Source organism: Janthinobacterium sp. FW305-128 (assembly GCF_020858135.1).
GTDB lineage: Bacteria > Pseudomonadota > Gammaproteobacteria > Burkholderiales > Burkholderiaceae_D > Janthinobacterium.
Genome location: NZ_JACYMK010000008.1, coordinates 307,314 through 323,520, shown reverse-complemented (window position 1 = coordinate 323,520; position 16,207 = coordinate 307,314). Strand labels below are relative to the sequence as shown.

Genomic DNA, 16,207 nt, shown 5'->3' with positions numbered 1-16,207 from the left:
CTGAATTAGTGGGCGCTGGCAGCCGATGCGGCGGCAGAAGCGGCAGCGGCGGGCGCGGGCGCAGAAGCAGCTTCGGCCTTGGCCGGCACGGCAACGGCCGGCGCGCCTGGCTTGACTTTTTGCAAGCCTTCCACGATCACGCGGTCGCCTGCGGCCAGGCCGGACGTCACCAGCCAGTTGGTGCCGATGGTGCCGCTGGTGGTCAGCACGCGCTGCTCGACCTTGTTTTCCTTGTTCAGGATCAGGGCCGTGGCCTGGCCCTTCTGGTTGCGCGTCACGCCCACTTGCGGCACGGTAATGGCTTTCTCATCGACGCCCGTTTCCAGCTGCGCACGCACGTACATACCTGGCAGCAATTCGCCTTTCGGGTTCGGGAACAGCGCGCGCAAGATCACGTTGCCGGTGGTCGGATCGACCGTCACGCCGGCAAACTGCAGCTTGCCCGATGCGCCGTACTTGCTGCCGTCCGGCAGGATCAGGTCGACCTTGGCCTGGCCTTCGCCCACTTTCTTCAGTGAGCCGTCGGCCATCTGGCGTTTCAGGCGCAGCAGGTCGGTGCTCGACTGGGTCACGTCGACATAGATCGGATCGAGTTGCTGCACGGTGGTCAGCGCTTCGGCCTGGCCTGCCGTGACCAGCGCGCCGGCCGTCACGGTCGAGCGGCTGGTGCGGCCGCTGATCGGCGCCGTCACGGTGCTGTAGCGCAGGTTGATGTTCGCCGATTCCAGCGCCGCGGTGGCGGACTCGACGTCTGCCTTCGCTTGCTCGAACGCGGCGACGGCATCATCGTACTCCTGGCGGCTGACGCCTTCGATGGCCACCAGCTCCTTGTAGCGCGACGCTTTCGGACCGGCCGTCAGCAGGTTGGCCTTGGCTTTCGACAGGGCGGCCTTGGCCGAATTGGCGGCGGCTTGGTAAGTAGCGGAATCGATCTGATACAGGGCCGTGCCCGCTTTCACATCGCTACCCTCGACGAACAGGCGCTTCTGGATCAAACCGCCCACTTGCGGGCGCACATCGGCGACCTGGTAGGCATTCGTGCGGCCGGGCAATTCGGCGCTCATCGGCAACGCGGCCGGATTAACAGTAAACACGACCACCTGCGGCGCTTGCTGCGCGTGAGGTGCTTCCTGTTTTTTACTGCAGCCGGCCATGATTACAGTGGCGCACAGAACGGCAATAGCGCCGCTCGTACGCGGCGACGTCAGGGAAAAGGTTGGTTGCATCTTGGACTTTCTGAAAAAGAAGCTGGCTAGTGTCGTTAGAAATGACTAAATTTATTAACGCAGATCAAAGAATGAACGATCATTCTAAAATCGTCAAGCAGCGTTACAATTGAAACAAAGTAACCTTTAAGCGTTTTTTGTTGCTAATGATGCAATTAAATGGCGACAACAACAGCAGGTGCGCACCAGCAGGATCCATCGGAAATTCAGGCCGGCGGCGGCAAAACGGCAAAGCGGGAGAGTTGGATTGAATCAATACTTTAGCAGGGTCAAGATTTCTTTGCTGAGCCTGACGACAAGTGTGCAACACTGCCGGCCCCGGCTTGCATGGCGCCCGTGATTATTTACCAATGGTATCGAAAAGACATGCCGCAGCAGACGCGCTAATATATTGACCACAGCGTGGCGAAGCGAGGACGCGATGACGACAGCACAGGCGCAAGGAACGGCGCAAGACGATGGCGCGGGCGGCCTGGACGCGCCGCCACTGCTGTCGACGGGCATCCCCGGTCTCGACACCATACTGACGGGCGGCCTGCTGCCCGAGCGCCTGTACCTGCTCGAAGGCGTGCCAGGCACAGGCAAGACCACGCTGGCGCTGCAGTTTCTGGCCGAAGGGGCGCGCAAGGGCACGCCCGTGCTGTATATCGCCCTGGCCGAATCGGAAATCGAGCTGCGCGCCGCGGCCCTGTCGCACGGCTGGGACCTGGCCGGCATCGCCATCGAAGAAGTGGCGCCCAGCGACGACATACTCGATCCCGAGCGCCAGTACACGATCTTCCACCCGTCGGAAATCGAACTGGCCTCGACCAACCAGCGCATCCTGGCCGCCATCGAAAAGCACCGTCCGGCCCGCCTCGTGCTCGATTCGCTGTCCGAACTGCAGCTGCTGGCGGAAAACCCCTTGCGCTACCGGCGCCAGGTCGTGGCGTTGAAACAATACCTGGCCAGCCGGCACTGCACCACCGTGCTGATCGACGACCGCTCCGCGCTGGACGACGGCTTGCAAGTGCGTAGCGTGGCCCATTGCGTGATCTCGCTGGAGCTGCAAAACCAGGACTATGGCAATGACCGCCGCCGCGTGCGGGTGGTGAAATACCGGGGCGTGGCGTTTCGCAGCGGCACGCACGACTACAAGATCGCCCGTGACGGCCTGGTCGTCTATCCCCGTCTGGTGGCGGCCGACACACGCCGCGATGGCGGCCATCGGCGCCTGTCGAGCGGCGTGCCTGAACTCGACGCCATGATAGGCGGCGGCCTGGAAGAAGGCATGAGCACGCTCCTTTCCGGCCCCGCCGGCAGCGGCAAGTCCACCCTGGCGGCGCAATTCGTGCACGCGGCCACCGCGCGCGGCGAACCGTGCGCCATGTTCCTGTTCGAGGAAGCGCGCAGCAAGCTCCTGACCCGGGCCGACAGCGTGGGCATGCGCCTGCAGGAGGCGCTCGACACGGGTTTGCTGAGCGCACAGCAGATCGATCCGGCCGAGATGACACCGGGCGAATTCGCCCAGGCCGTGGTCGACGCGGCGCAACGGGGCGCCAGGGTGATCGTCATCGATAGCCTGAACGGCTACATGCATGCCGTGCCCGATGAACGCTTCCAGAGCACCTACCTGCATGAACTGCTCAATTACCTGAGCCAGCACGGCGTGGCCACCCTGCTCGTCGGCGTGCAGCAAAACATGCTGGGCACCTCGATGACGACGGCGGCCGACGCCAGCTACCTGGCCGACAGCGTCATCATGCTGCGCTACTACGAAACGGAAGGCGAGGTGCGACAAGCCATTTCCGTCTTCAAGAAACGCGACAGCGCGCACGAGCGCACCATCCGCCGTTTCGAGATCAGCCCGCAGGGCATCCGCATCGGCCCGGCCCTGGCCGGCTTTCACGGCATCCTGTCGGGCTTGCCCACCATCGGCGGCACGCCTTTCCCTTAGGACTACCATGGAGCTGCGCATCCTGATCTACGCGCCTGCCGGCCAGGATGCCGCCCTGGCCGGCACGGTATTGGCGGGCAGCGCCATCGCCAGCCACGCCTGCCGCTCGCCCGGCGAACTGGCCGAGCAGCTGGCGCTGGGCGCCGGCGGCGTGCTGACGGTGGAAGAGGCGCTGCATGCTGGCGTGTACACCGTGCTCGACGCCTATGCCCGGCAGCAGCCGGACTGGTCCGACTTGCCCATCATCCTGCTGACGCACGCGGGACTCGATTCCCTGCCCGTGCGGCAAGCTATTTCCACCCTGGGCAACCTGACCCTGCTGGAACGCCCCGTGCACATCCTGACCCTGATCACCTCGGCGCACGCCATGCTGCGCGCGCGCCAGCGCCAGTACCAGTTGCGCGAGACGCAGCGGCGCAAGGACGAATTCATTGCCAGCCTCGGGCATGAACTGCGCAATCCGCTGGCGCCCATCAAGTCGTCGGTGACCCTGCTCAAGCACCTGTTTCCGGCATCGGCGCAGGTCGGCAAGGTGAGCGACGTGATCGAACGCCAGGTGACGCACCTGACGCGGCTGGTGGACGACTTGCTCGACGTGGCCCGCATCAGCAGCGGCAAGGTCCTGCTGCAGCGCAAGGAATTTGAATTACAGCAAGTGCTCGAGCATGTCATCGAACTATGCCTGCCTGCGGCCAGCAGCCGGCACATCCGCATCACCGTCGATCTACCGCCGCATGCCGTGACATTGCACGCCGACTATGCCCGGGTGGTGCAGGTCTTTGCCAATATCGTCTCGAATGCCGTGAAATTCACGCCGGACGGCGGGCTCATCCACATTACGGCGCGCCTGGCGCAGGGCCAGTTGCAGGTGACGATCGAAGACAATGGCATCGGCATTGACCCGGACGCCATCGCGCGCATCTTTTCCATGTTCGAACAGGGACGCACGGTGGCGGGCCAGATGACCAGCGGCCTGGGCATCGGCCTGAGCCTGGCGCGCCAATTTGCCGAAATGCATGGCGGCAGCATCGAGGCCTATAGCGACGGCCCCGGACGTGGCAGCCGCTTCATCGTCACCCTGCCGGCCAGCGCCGGCGGTGCCCCGCCCGCCACGCCGTCCGCCGCCGGAAGCGACACGCCCGCGGGCGCGGGCCAGCCCGTGCCAGTGCTGGTGGTGGACGACAACCGCGACGCGGCCGATTCCCTGCGAAGCCTGTTCCAGCTCGAGGGCTATGCGGCCCAGGTCGCGTATGGCGGCGCGCAAGCGCTGGCGGCCGTCGACAGGATATGGCCGCAACTGGTGGTGATGGATCTGGGCATGCCGGACATGGATGGCTACGAGGCGGCGCGCCAGATCCGCCAGCGCGCGCAGGGGCGCGACGTGCTGATGATCGCCTTGACGGGCTGGGGCCAGGGCGAGGCGCGCGCGCGCACCGAGCAAGCCGGTTTCGACCATCACCTGACGAAACCCGTGGATTTCGACGCCATCACCGCCCTGCTGCGCGCGCACCTGGCGCGGCAGGAAGGGACGGCTACGCAAACGCCATAGCGCTTATTTCCACTTGCCGCGCAGTTCCTGCACCTTTTGCTGCAGCAGTTCCGGCGTGGCGGCCTCGGGCGCCACGGGCATGCCCACGGCCAGCGACAGACGCGAGCGCAAGCCCGCCTTGAAGGCGCGTTCGAACAAATGGCCGTTGCGATGGCTCAACAGATGACCCCACAAGCCGCGCAGCGCCAGCGGAATCACGGGCACCTTGCTGCGCTCGACGATCTTGGCGATGCCGCCCTTGAATTCGCTGATCTGGCCCGTGCGGGTCAACTTGCCTTCGGGGAAAATGCAGACCAGTTCGCCTTGATGCAGCGCTTGCGCGATATCGATGAAGGCTTTTTCCATCAGGAAAGGATCTTCCTTGGCCGGCGCGATGGGAATCGCCTTGGCCGTGCGGAAAATCCAGCCCATCAGCGGCATCTTGAAGATGCGGTGGTCCATGACGAAGCGGATCGGACGGGGGCTGGCCGCCATGATGACGATGGCGTCCACATAGCTGACGTGGTTGCAAACCAGCACGGCCGCCCCTTCCGCGGGGATGCGCTCGCCATCGACGACTTTGACCCTGTGCACGGTCTGGATGAGTATCCACGCCAGGAAGCGCATGAGGAATTCTGGCACCAGCGAGAAGATGTAGGCGGCCACCAGCGCATTCAGAATCGCCGTGACGAGGAACAGCTGGGGTATGGTGAAACCCTTTCCCAGCAGCACGATGGCCACGCCGGCGGCCGCCACCATGAACAGGGCGTTCAGGATATTCATGCCGGCGATCGTGCGCGAAATGTGTTTCGGGTCGCAGCGGGTCTGGATCAGCGCGAACAGGGGCACGATGAAAAAGCCGCCGAACACGCCGATCATGACGATGTCGATCAGGATGCGCGGCACGCCCGCCTGGCCCACAAACGCCAGCGCATCGACCACCTGCGTGTTGACATACGCATTGCTGGCGAAATACAGGTCGATGCCGAACAGCGACAGGCCGATGGAGCCGAACGGCACCAGGCCGATCTCGATCTTGTGGCCCGACAGCCGCTCGCACAGCAGGGAACCCGTGCCGATGCCGACGGAAAACACCGTCAGCAGCAGCACGAACACGCTGTGGTCGCCATGCAGGAAATCCTTCGAATACACGGGGAACTGGGCCAGGATCAGGGCGCCGTAAAACCAGAACCAGGAGTTGCCCAGCATGGCCAGGAAGACGGGGCGGTTCTTGCGCGAAAAATTCAGGTTGCGCAACGATTCGGCGACGAAGTTCAAACTCACCTTCAGCTCCGGCTCGGGCGCGGGCGTGCGCGGCACGCGGTAGCTGGCGATCAGACCGAAGACGGCCACGGCGATGGTCGCGCCGGCTACCAGTTCCACGCCCAGCGGCTTGTGCACGATCAGCACGGCGCCGAGGATTTCACCCAATAAGATGCCGACAAAGGTGCCCATCTCGATCAGGCCATTGCCGCCGACCAATTCCTCGGGTTTGAGCTGCTGCGGCAAATACGCATACTTGACGGGGCCGAACAGGGTCGAATGCACGCCCATGCCCACGACGGCCGCCACCAGCAACCACAGCGTGTGCGTCATCCATCCGGCGGCGGCCACGGCCATGATAGCCAGCTCCATCCATTTCACGAAACGGGCCAGGCCCGCCTTTTCGAATTTATCTGCCAACTGACCGGCCGTGGCCGAAAACACGACGTAGGGCAGGATGAACAGGCCGGGAATCAGATTCGTGATGGTGGACGGGTCGAGCGTGGTCCAGCTCAGCGCATCGTAGGCGAGGATCACCATCAGGGCCGTCTTGAACAGATTGTCGTTGAAGGCGCCAAAGAACTGGGTCCAGAAGAAGGGCCCGAAACGGCGCTGCGACAATAAGGAAAACTGGCTGCTTTGACTCATGGCATGGGGAACCGGCAATTAAGGAATTGCTAAAATACAGCACTATCTTGCGCGCGACAATCTGAATGTCGTCATATTGCTTGGCGTCAATACGGGAAACAGCCTGCCACGCCATGCTGGCCATGTCTTCCTGATGCCGCCCTTGGCACTTGCCATGACGCAACAGAAATCGCCAGTCTCTTGATAATAAGGTAATGTGCGCATACTTCGGGCGCCTTCGCCCTGCCCTTCCCAGAAAGCTACTCCATGTTTGGATTGATCACGCTGTTCATCCTAGGCTTGCTGATTACCGCCTTCGTGCTGGCATTGCAATACCGCAGAAAGGTGGCCGATCTGGAGCTGCTGACGGCGCGCCTGCGCAAGGAAGTCAGCGGCATCCAGCAGCGCCTGCAAGCGCTGGAAGGCCTGGCCGACGCGCCAGTTGCCCCGCGCGCCGTAGAGAGTGTTGTGCCTGTGCCGGTGCCGGTGCCGGTGCCTGTGCCTGTTTCCGTGCCGACGCCGGTTCCGCAAGCGGCCATGACCGAGCCGGTCGAACTGGCAAAGGCCGCGCCGGCAGTGCCGGCGGCAGCCCCGCCCAAACCTGCGCCGCCCGCCGCGCCGGCTCCCGCCAAACCTGTCCCCGCCGCCCCGAATACCCCGTCCTGGATCGCGCGCCCGGATGGCCTGTTTGCCAAGGCGAAGAACTGGCTGTTGACCGGCAACCTGGTCGCCAAGCTGGGCTTGCTGATCCTCTTCCTCGGCGTCAGCTTCCTGCTCAAGTATGTGTCGGCGCAGGTCACGCTGCCCATCGAACTGCGCCTGGCCGGCATCGCGCTGGCCGACATCGCCCTGCTGGCCTGGGCCTGGCGCATCCGCGTCAAGCGTCCCGGCATCAGCCTGCCGCTGCAGGGCACAGCGCTGGCGATATTGATGCTGGTGACGTTTGGCGCCTTCCGCCTGTATGAACTGATCCCGGCCGGCCTGGCGTTTGCCGTGCTGTTCGTGCTGACGGCGTTCACGTGTTTGCTGGCCGTGCTGCAAAACGCCGTCTGGCTGGCCGTCTTCGGCATCGTCGGCGGCTTTGCCGTGCCCTTGCTCGTGTCGACGGGCAGCGGCAGCCATATCGGCCTGTTCAGCTATTACGCGCTGCTCAATGCGGGCGTCTTCGCCATCGCCCTGAAACGCGCCTGGCGCGTCCTGAATGTGCTGAGCTTTGGCTTTACCTTCGTCGTCGCCACCATCTGGGGCCTGCTGCGCTACACCCCGGACAACTACCTGTCGACGCAATTGTTTTTGATCCTGTTCGTGCTGTTCTATATCGGCATCGCGATCGCCTACTGCGCACGCCAGGCGCCGCGCCTCAAGCACTACGTGGATGGCACGCTCGTGTTCGGCACGCCGCTGGCCGCCATGGGCCTGCAATACAGCCTGGTCTGGAATTTTAAATTTGGCCTGGCGTTTTCCGCGCTGGTGGCCGGTTTGACCTACACGGGCCTGGCCGTGGCCCTGTGGCGCCGCGAAGGCTTCCGTCTGCTGGCCGAAGCCTTCCTCGCGCTGGGCATCGTCTTCGGCACGCTGGCCATCCCGTTCGCCCTCGATGGCCGCTGGACGTCGGCCGCCTGGGCGCTGGAAGGCGCGGGCATCGTCTGGGTCGGCTTGCGCCAGCGCCAGACCCTGGCCTGGGCCTTCGGCCTGCTGGTGCAGGCAGCCGCGTGGATTGCCTTCCTCATCGCCATGCAGCAACTCAATACGGCATTGGCCCTGCAGGCCAACATCTGGCTCGGCTGCGCGCTGCTGGCCGCCGCCGCGCTGGTGATGGCTTACAATTTCCGCCGCCATGGCAGCCCCTTGCATCCGGAGTTCATGAGCAGCATGTCCGTGCTGTTCCTGACGGCCGCCACGGTCTGGCTGCTGGGCGGTATCTGGAGCGAGATCCTGCTGCGCACGGACGCCGCCACGCAACTGAACCTGCTGACGATCAGCGCGCTGGCAGTGGCGGCCCTGCTGGCGGCACTGGCGCGGCGCGAGCAATGGCATGCGCCGCGCGCGCTGCTGCTGGCCGTGCAGGTACTGGCCGGCATGGTCATGCTCAGCCACGCCAGCTGGGCCTGGGACCAGCATCCGGCCAGCCTGTTCGGCGGCTCCTTCCTCAGCGCCCTGCTGCTGGGCGCCGGCGCCTTTGCCAGCGCCCGTTTCCTTGCGCTGCGCGCGCGCGGCGGCGACGAACTGCTGGCCCTGGTAGCGCGCCCCCTGCTGGTCTGGAGCGGCTTGCTGTGGTTTGCCGCCATCCTCGTGCCGCTCGTCAGCTGGCTGCTGCGCCTGATCGACGGCGACCTGACCATGCAGCCGCACGCGGGCGAACACTGGCTGGCGCTGTACCTGATCGCCGTATCCGTCACGACGCCCGTGTTCGCCATCGTGGCCCGGCGCCTGGACTGGCCGCAACTGCGCTGGTTGACCGTGGCCGCCTGGCTCGGCCTGGGCCTGTGGAGCGCCAACCTGCTGCTGGCGCTGTACCTGCGCGACTACCTGCCGACAGGCTTGAGCTGGCTGGCGCTGGCCTGCGCGCTGGCGGCCGGCGAATACCTGCTGCGGGCCTGGCCGCAAGCGGGCTGGCCACTCGACGTGCGGGCGCTGCGCCTGCTGCACACGCTGCGCACGGCCGCGCCATGGCTGATGCTGTGGCCCGTGGGCGCCATGCATGTCAGCACCTGGCTGGCACAGCATGAAGACAGCGTCAGCCCTGCCTGGGCCCGCTACTTGCCGGCCTGGGCCATGATGCTGGTCCTGGCCTGGCTGATCCGCCGCTGCCGCGCGGGCGCCTGGCCGGTGGCGCCGATTGCCGCGTGGTACCAGCGCACCTTGATACCGCTGGGCGCGCTGTGGTCGCTGCTGCTGATCGCCGCATGGAACGTCTTTGACGACGGCGCCATGGCACCGCTGCCCTACTTGCCGCTGCTCAATCCGCTGGACCTGAGCACGGGCTTTGCCGTGCTGCTGGCCATGGCCAGCTACCGTTTATTCCCGGCCGGACAGATCCCGCTGCCGCCCCTGTGGCAGGCGCGCTTGCCCGTCGTGGCCGCGTGCTTGCTGTATGGCTGGTTCAACCTGATGCTGCTGCGCACGGTCTCGCACTACCTCGGCGTGCCGTACACCTTTGACGCCATGCTGGCCTCGCAGTTCGTGCAAGCGATGCTGTCGCTCGTGTGGAGCGTCACAGCCCTGCTGCTGATGCGCCATGCGGCCCGCCAGCAGCGGCGCCAGCAATGGAGCATGGGCGCCGTGCTGCTGGGACTGGTTGTCTTGAAACTGTTCCTGATCGACCTGTCGAACGTGGGCGGCATCGAACGCATCATCTCTTTCGTGGGTGTCGGCTTGCTGATGGTCTTGATCGGCTACCTGGCACCTTTTCCCAAGGCTGCCGCGACAGCGCCGGCCGAACCGCATCCGGGAGCCGCATGAAACCCATATTGATCTGTTGCAGCCTGCTGCTGGCGGGCGCCGCGCTGGCCGCGCCCGGCCAGGACCGGCCGCAGGACTATCGCTGGAGCATGCCCATCCAGTCGCCTGCCGGCGCGGGCATCGTGCAGCTATCGTTGCCCAGGGAAGTCTACCTGCACGCCAGCTCGGCCAGCCTGGCCGACCTGCGCCTGTTCGACGCCGACGGCAAGCGCCTGGCCTATGCCATCGGTGCACCACCGGCGCAATCGGCCACGCAGCGCACGAACATTCCAGCCCGTATCTTCCCCGTGACGGGCACGCCGGCAACTGGCGATGGCTTGCAAGGCATCGATATCCGCACGGCCGACGATGGCCGGCTGCTGTCGGTCAGCACGCGCGCCGGCACGGCAGCGGCGACGACGGCGCTGCAGGCGCTGATCCTCGACCTGGGCAAGCAAGGGCAAGACAAGCGCATCGCCGCCCTGCGCTTCACGCCGCCGGCCCGCACGGACAATTACAGTGCACAAGTGCTGCTGGAAGTAAGCGACGACCTGAAGCAATGGGACGCCATCGGTACCACCACCCTGAATTGGCTCAGCAACAGCGACACGCAAACCCTGGCCAACGACAGCATCGCCTTTGCGCCGCGCGCGTTTCGCTATGCACGCCTGAGCTGGCAAGCGGGCGAACCGCTGGCCTTTGCCGCGATCACGGCGCAAGCCGTCAGCGAAACGGACATCGCCGCGCCGCGCGCCAGCGTCGTGCTGCAAGGCTTGCCTGGCAAGCAGGCGAATGAATGGCGCTACGCCACGCCCCTCGCCATTCCCGCCGACAGCATCGCCCTGCAATTGACGCAGACCAATACGGTGCTGCCCGTGACCCTGGGCGTGTATCGCCAGAACAGCTATGTTCCCCGGCACCGGCTGCACCTGCGCCAGCAGGCGCGTCCCGCGCAAGGCGCGTATTTCGATCCCCTGCTGAGCACGACGTTTTACCGCATCGGCCTCGATGGCAAGGAACGGATTTCGGGCGACTTGGCCATGCCCGTGACGCAGACCAGCGAATGGGTGCTGCAGACATCCACGGAACAGCCGCTCGCCGCCGGCAATGCGCCCGCCTTGCGCCTGGGCTGGACACCGGCCACTGTCGTCTTCCTGGCCAGCGGCAAGCCGCCCTATCAGCTGGCGTTCGGCAACAGCAACGCCGCCGCCGTCGCGCAGCCGCTGTCGCAAGTGGCGCCCGGCTTCAAGGCAGACGAATTGCTGGCGCTCAAGACGGCCAGCGCCGGCCCGCTCCAGACCAACGCCGGCGCTGAAGCCCCTCCACGCGTCACCAAGGACGGGGCACCGTGGCGCCTGGCCGCACTATGGGCGGCACTGCTGCTGGGCGTGGCCGTACTGGGCTTTTTTGCCTGGCGCCTGCTGACGCAAATGAAAGAGGAACAAGGCAGTACGGACAAGCAGGAACATTAGCCGCTTGGCCGCGACATTACTGCCTCACTGCCGCAGCAGCGCCTTGAACGTCTGCGGCATCCAGGGACGTGCCGCCAGCATGAAGCTGATGGCCAGACGCTCGTCGCCAGGCAGGCGCGCGTCTTCCTGGTGCTGCTGCGAAAATTCCACCGCCACTTGCTTCAGGCGCTCCAGCAAGGCTGCCGTGGATTTCTTCGACAGCATCACGTTCACCAGGCGCAGCAATTCCGTTTCGCCATCGAATTGCGAATTCAGGTAGTCGCCATAGGCTTCCTGTTTGAAATAGGTGTGAATCGGACCGTTCGGTATCCACGCAAACGTGCGCGCCACCAGCAGTTTGACCCGGTTATTCGGCAGCAGTTCCAGAAAACCGATCTTGTCGAGACGCAGCAGGTATTTCACGGCTTGCGCTTCGCTGATGTCGTAGATGGCGACGATCTGCTCCAGCGGCAGCAGGTTCAGGGCGGAGACGGCCACCACGAACAGCCGGGTGTCTTCGATGATTTCCTTTTCCTGCGCATACGTCAGGCCCGTGATCAGGGTGGGCGCGGCCTGGGCTGACTGCACGGCCAGCGCCAGCTGCTGGAAATCGCTGCCGATGGCCACCAGGATCTGGTCCAGCCGTTGCAGGGTAAATTGTTTCTGCGAAAACATCCGCTTGACGCTGGCTTCGGACACGCCGATGCGCTGGGCCAGCTCGGCATACGTGACGGAACGCGCTTTCAACAAGCGTTTCAAGGCCTCGATCAGGGCGTGGGTTTGCGGCATGCACTTCCTTTATAAAAATAGCATTGATTCAGGCGGCAAAAAAGTAGCGCAATACGCTACCTGCGGTATGCCTGCCCGCTACGAGTAGCGTTTTCATTGACCAATTGCCCACAGTCTACAATGATGGCGTTGCCACTTGGCACACTTGAAGGAGAAACACATGAAACGCCTGCTGCCCCTCTGCCTGTCCTTGTCGCTGTTGACGCTTTCCGTGGCCGCCCCCGGCCTGGTCCACGCCGCCGCCTCGGAGAACCTGTCGAAAGGCTCGCAAAACCTCAGCGACGGTTCCGCCATCGTCGTCGCCGGGTCCATGTCGATGCTGGTCGCCTCCGGCCAGGTCGTCGTTGCCAGCGTGGAAACAGTGGGCGAAGGCATCGTCATCGTGCTGAAAGGCGCTTCCGAAGCGGGCGGCGCATCCATCCAGATGAGCACGCAAGCGGCCAAGGGCCTGTCGCTGGCGGCCGGCACCGTGGTCAATGTGGTGGCGCTGTCCACCGGCCACATGCTGGTTCTTTCCGGCAAGGCCATCGCCTTCATCCCGAACGAACTGGGCAAGGCGCTGCTGCACCATTCCAAAGTGTAACCACCATGAAGAACGGAAATTCCATGAAACAGTTGCTCGCCATGACCCTGCTGTGCGCCGCCACCACGGCGCCGCTGGCCCAGGCCAACTCCGATACCACCAACGCGTCCGACAACGCCAGCATGGTCTCGGCCATCGTGCTGGTCGGCTCCATGTCGGTGCTGGCCGCCGCCGGTGAAATCGTCATCGACAAGGTGGAAGACGTGGCCGACGGCAGCGTGCTCGTGCTCAAAAGCGCGGCCAACGGTGCCTCGCAGGCGGCTACGGCCTCCGTCAAGCTGAGCCAGAAAGCCATGCAAGGCCTGTCGCTGGCGGCCGGCACGGCCGTCAAGGTAGTGGCCGTCTCGACGGGCCACATGCTGATGCTGTCGGGCAAGGCCATCGCCTATGTGCCGAACGCGGCCGGCAACGCCATCCTCCACCATTCGAAAGCGTGAACCCCATGAAACGCCTGACCGTCATTGTTCTCAGCCTGGCCCTGGCCGGCACCGCCCATGCGGGGCGCTCGTGCGAGGAAAAGCAAACGGATGCGACCACCCTCGTGAAATCGATGGACCTGGCGCAAAAGACCCTGCAGGCGCTCGACGCCTCGGGCGCGCAGGTGGCGCTGGTGGCGCGCGCCGGCCAGGACCTGTCGAAGTACCATTTGCGCTATTCGCACATGGCGCTGGCCTGGCGCGACCACCCGAAGGGCCGCTGGCTGGTGGTGCATGAACTCAATGAATGCGGCACGGCGCAGTCGTCGCTGTACAACGAAGGCTTGGGCAATTTCTTCATGGATGACGTGTTCATGTACGAAACGCTGATCCTGATTCCCGGCCAGGATACGCAGCAGCAACTGGTGCGCCTGCTGACCAGCAACACGCCCAAGCGCCTGCATGAGCCGCACTACAATATGCTGGCCTACCCGTTTTCCACCAAGTACCAGAACTCGAACCAGTGGGTGCTGGAAACCCTGGCCGCCGCCAGCAACGAACCCGGCAAGATCGAGACGCGCGCCGAAGCGCAAGGCTGGCTGCGCAGCGCCAGCTACGCACCGCAAACGCTGAGCATCCCCGCCGCCACGCGCCTGGGCGCGCGCATGTTCCGCGCCAATATCGCTTTCGACGATCACCCGTTCGAGCGCCGCATGACGCGCCAGATCGACGTCGTCACCGTCGACTCCATCGTGCGCTTCATGCGCCAGCGCGAACCGCAGGTGCAGGAAATCGTCGTGCGGAACTAAGGACGCTGCAGCAGGCGGAACAGCGGCCCCGTCAGCAATACCAGCACCACCATGCGCGCCACGTGAAACGCCGTGACGATGGGCACGCCCAACTGCAGGGTCTTGGCCGTCAGCGACATTTCCGCGATGCCGCCGGGCGAAGTGGCCAGGATGGCCGTGCCCGGGTGGATGCCCAGCCAGTGCGCCAAGCCCAGCCCGAAAGCGGCCGCCAGCAGCAGCATCAGGACACTGCACAGGGCAACGCCGGCCAGGTAGCGGGGCGCGGCATGCAGGAAGGCGGGACTCAAGCGCGTGCCCAGGGCGATGCCGATGAACAGCTGGCCCGCGCGTATCATCCATTCGGGCAGGCGCGACAGATGGATACCGCACGCCGTCAGCAGCAGCGCGGCCAGCAGCGGGCCGATGACCCAGGCATTGGGCAACTGGCCCCGTTTGAAGGCGAGGGCCGCCAGCACCGTGATGCCGACCAGCAGCGCCAGCCCGCCATAGTCGACCAGCGCGGCGCCGGGCACGAAGCTTTCATGCCCCGCAGCCAGGCCATGGCTGCCCCAGTAGCGCACGCCGAAGGGAATGGTCGCCACCACCAGCATCATACGCAAGCTGTGCGCGGCGGCGACCTTGCCCACATCCGCGCCATGGCGCTCGCTCTGCACCGCCATCTCGGACGCGCCGCCGACAGCCATGGCAAAAAAGGCGGTGGCCTGGTCGACGCCGGAAAGGCGCCGCAGCAGCATGGCGCCAGACGCCCCCAGCGCCAGCGCGAACAGCACGGCGCCGGCGATCCATGGCATATAGAGAATGAGGACGGCCAGCACGGGCGCCGTGAAATACAGGCCCAGGGCCGTGCCGATGGCCCACTGGCCCGCCTCGCGCACGCGCACGGGGCAGGCCAGTTCGCGCCCTGCCAGGCGCAGTGCGGCCGTGGCAAACAGGGGGCCGATCATCCACGGCAGCGGCGTGTGCAGCCACAGGCAGATGGCGGCGCCCGCCAGCCCGGCGGCCAGCGCGGCAGCAAAGGCGCGCCAGCGCGGCCACCACGGCACCGTTAAAACACCCAGAGCTTATCGGCCGGCATGTGCAGCCAGTACTTGCCCGCGTCGAGCTTGTGGCGCGAATACGCGCGCAGGCTGATGTTCTCGGCGCCGCCGCGCTCGAACAGGCATTCCCAGCGGTCGCCCAGGTACATGCAGGTCAGGAGCGGCAGCTCGATGGCGTTGTCCACCTGCGTGGCGCTGATCTTCACTTCCTCGACGCGTATCATGGTCGTCACTTCCGTGCCCACGTTGGCGCCGCGCGCCACGCCCTGCATGGAGGCGCCGTCGACCAGCAGGCGCACGGCGCTGCCATCGCGCTGCACCACCTTGCCGGGCAGGCGGTTGTTACTGCCCATGAATTCGGCCGTAAACAGGGTGTCCGGCGTTTCATACATGCTTTGCGGCGTGCCCTGCTGCTCGATCTTGCCGTTATTGAGCAGCAGGATGCGGTCGGAAATGGCCATCGCCTCGCCCTGGTCATGCGTCACCATCAGCGCGGACAGGCCCAGGCGCACGATCAGCTCGCGCAGGAAGGCGCGCGCTTCTTCGCGCAGCTTGGCGTCCAGGTTCGACAGCGGTTCGTCGAGCAGAATCACGGGCGGGTTGTACACCAGCGCACGGGCGATCGCCACGCGCTGCTGCTGGCCGCCGGACAGCTGATGCGGATAGCGTTCGCCCAGGTGCCCCAGGCCCAGCTGCGTCAGCACTTCCTTGATGCGCGCGGCGATCTCCGTGCTGCCCATCTTGCGCAATTTGAGGCCATAGGCGACGTTGTCGAACACGGTCTTGTGCGGCCACAGCGCGTACGACTGGAACACCAGGCCCAGGTTGCGGTGCTCGGCCGGCATCTCGAAATGCTGCGCGCCGTCGAAGACATTGCGCTCGCCGATCTGGATCGTGCCCGCCTTCGGGCTTTCCAGCCCCGCCACGGCGCGCAGCAAGGTGGTCTTGCCGCTGCCCGAAGGCCCCAGCAGGGCGACCACTTCGCCTTTTTGCAGGTGCATCGAGACACCCTTCAGTATCTGGTTGGCGGCAGCGCCCGTGCCGTAGTCCAGGTGCAGTTCATTGACGGTCAGTTCATTCATGATGTGGTCTCATTTTCTA

The 16,207-nt window shown here is 65.0% G+C and carries 12 protein-coding genes; 7 read left to right on the top strand and 5 right to left on the bottom strand.

The genetic code is table 11. The annotated features are described in order from the left end of the window. Positions 1–5: 5 nt before the first annotated feature. Complete coding sequence (locus tag IGS60_RS18510) at positions 6–1,226, bottom strand: efflux RND transporter periplasmic adaptor subunit (RefSeq protein WP_070310281.1); 1,221 nt, start codon at positions 1,224–1,226, stop codon at positions 6–8. Positions 1,227–1,647: 421 nt separating this feature from the next. On the opposite strand from IGS60_RS18510, the gene IGS60_RS18505 reads away from it, so the two are divergent. Together IGS60_RS18505 and IGS60_RS18500 are read left to right on the top strand one after the other, a co-directional pair. Then, positions 1,648–3,162, top strand: coding sequence for an ATPase domain-containing protein (locus IGS60_RS18505; protein WP_083286944.1), 1,515 nt, complete (start codon positions 1,648–1,650; stop codon positions 3,160–3,162). 7 nt (positions 3,163–3,169) lie between these two features. Continuing rightward, the gene (locus tag IGS60_RS18500; protein ID WP_230505779.1) at positions 3,170–4,711 is read left to right on the top strand and encodes an ATP-binding protein; all 1,542 of its coding nucleotides are present in this window, start codon (positions 3,170–3,172) and stop codon (positions 4,709–4,711) included. A 3-nt stretch (positions 4,712–4,714) separates the two neighbouring features. On the opposite strand, the gene IGS60_RS18495 is transcribed toward IGS60_RS18500, so the two are convergent. Continuing rightward, positions 4,715–6,601, bottom strand: coding sequence for an MFS transporter (locus tag IGS60_RS18495; RefSeq protein WP_230505778.1), 1,887 nt, complete (start codon positions 6,599–6,601; stop codon positions 4,715–4,717). 246 nt (positions 6,602–6,847) lie between these two features. Here IGS60_RS18495 and IGS60_RS18490 point away from each other — a divergent pair, with 246 nt between their 5' ends. Next, complete coding sequence (locus tag IGS60_RS18490) at positions 6,848–10,042, top strand: DUF2339 domain-containing protein (protein ID WP_230505777.1); 3,195 nt, start codon at positions 6,848–6,850, stop codon at positions 10,040–10,042. Then, the gene (locus tag IGS60_RS18485; protein WP_230505776.1) at positions 10,039–11,493 is read left to right on the top strand and encodes a DUF3999 family protein; all 1,455 of its coding nucleotides are present in this window, start codon (positions 10,039–10,041) and stop codon (positions 11,491–11,493) included. Before IGS60_RS18490 ends, IGS60_RS18485 begins: the two co-directional genes overlap by 4 nt. Positions 11,494–11,517: 24 nt before the next feature. On the opposite strand, the gene IGS60_RS18480 is transcribed toward IGS60_RS18485, so the two are convergent. Beyond that, a complete protein-coding gene (locus IGS60_RS18480) occupies positions 11,518–12,261 on the bottom strand; it encodes a helix-turn-helix transcriptional regulator (protein WP_230505775.1) in 744 nt (247 codons plus the stop codon). 160 nt (positions 12,262–12,421) lie between these two features. Here IGS60_RS18480 and IGS60_RS18475 point away from each other — a divergent pair, with 160 nt between their 5' ends. From IGS60_RS18475 to IGS60_RS18465, 3 genes are read left to right on the top strand one after another with little or no spacing between them, the layout of a single operon-like run. Beyond that, positions 12,422–12,844: a hypothetical protein gene (locus tag IGS60_RS18475; RefSeq protein WP_230505774.1), complete on the top strand. Its 423-nt coding sequence runs from the start codon at positions 12,422–12,424 to the stop codon at positions 12,842–12,844. A gap of 23 nt (positions 12,845–12,867) precedes the next feature. Then, on the top strand, positions 12,868–13,281 hold the full coding sequence (locus IGS60_RS18470) for a hypothetical protein (RefSeq protein WP_230505773.1): 414 nt from the start codon (positions 12,868–12,870) through the stop codon (positions 13,279–13,281). Between the two features lie 5 nt (positions 13,282–13,286). Next, positions 13,287–14,069: a DUF2145 domain-containing protein gene (locus IGS60_RS18465; RefSeq protein ID WP_070290560.1), complete on the top strand. Its 783-nt coding sequence runs from the start codon at positions 13,287–13,289 to the stop codon at positions 14,067–14,069. On the opposite strand, the gene IGS60_RS18460 is transcribed toward IGS60_RS18465, so the two are convergent. Both IGS60_RS18460 and IGS60_RS18455 read right to left on the bottom strand, forming a co-directional pair. Continuing rightward, on the bottom strand, positions 14,066–15,112 hold the full coding sequence (locus IGS60_RS18460; protein ID WP_230505772.1) for an AbrB family transcriptional regulator: 1,047 nt from the start codon (positions 15,110–15,112) through the stop codon (positions 14,066–14,068). The two genes, IGS60_RS18465 and IGS60_RS18460, sit on opposite strands and share 4 nt — an antisense overlap. Before the next feature lie 2 nt (positions 15,113–15,114). Next, complete coding sequence (locus IGS60_RS18455; RefSeq protein WP_070219149.1) at positions 15,115–16,188, bottom strand: ABC transporter ATP-binding protein; 1,074 nt, start codon at positions 16,186–16,188, stop codon at positions 15,115–15,117. Positions 16,189–16,207 lie beyond the last annotated feature (19 nt).

Bases quoted from the DNA above. Each gene is read 5' to 3' on its own strand.
- IGS60_RS18510 (WP_070310281.1), bottom strand. From the start codon at position 1,226: ATGCAACCAACCTTTTCCCTGACGTCGCCGCGTACGAGCGGCGCTATT.
- IGS60_RS18505 (WP_083286944.1), top strand. From the start codon at position 1,648: ATGACGACAGCACAGGCGCAAGGAACGGCGCAAGACGATGGCGCGGGC.
- IGS60_RS18500 (WP_230505779.1), top strand. From the start codon at position 3,170: ATGGAGCTGCGCATCCTGATCTACGCGCCTGCCGGCCAGGATGCCGCC.
- IGS60_RS18495 (WP_230505778.1), bottom strand. From the start codon at position 6,601: ATGAGTCAAAGCAGCCAGTTTTCCTTATTGTCGCAGCGCCGTTTCGGG.
- IGS60_RS18490 (WP_230505777.1), top strand. From the start codon at position 6,848: ATGTTTGGATTGATCACGCTGTTCATCCTAGGCTTGCTGATTACCGCC.
- IGS60_RS18485 (WP_230505776.1), top strand. From the start codon at position 10,039: ATGAAACCCATATTGATCTGTTGCAGCCTGCTGCTGGCGGGCGCCGCG.
- IGS60_RS18480 (WP_230505775.1), bottom strand. From the start codon at position 12,261: ATGCCGCAAACCCACGCCCTGATCGAGGCCTTGAAACGCTTGTTGAAA.
- IGS60_RS18475 (WP_230505774.1), top strand. From the start codon at position 12,422: ATGAAACGCCTGCTGCCCCTCTGCCTGTCCTTGTCGCTGTTGACGCTT.
- IGS60_RS18470 (WP_230505773.1), top strand. From the start codon at position 12,868: ATGAAACAGTTGCTCGCCATGACCCTGCTGTGCGCCGCCACCACGGCG.
- IGS60_RS18465 (WP_070290560.1), top strand. From the start codon at position 13,287: ATGAAACGCCTGACCGTCATTGTTCTCAGCCTGGCCCTGGCCGGCACC.
- IGS60_RS18455 (WP_070219149.1), bottom strand. From the start codon at position 16,188: ATGAATGAACTGACCGTCAATGAACTGCACCTGGACTACGGCACGGGC.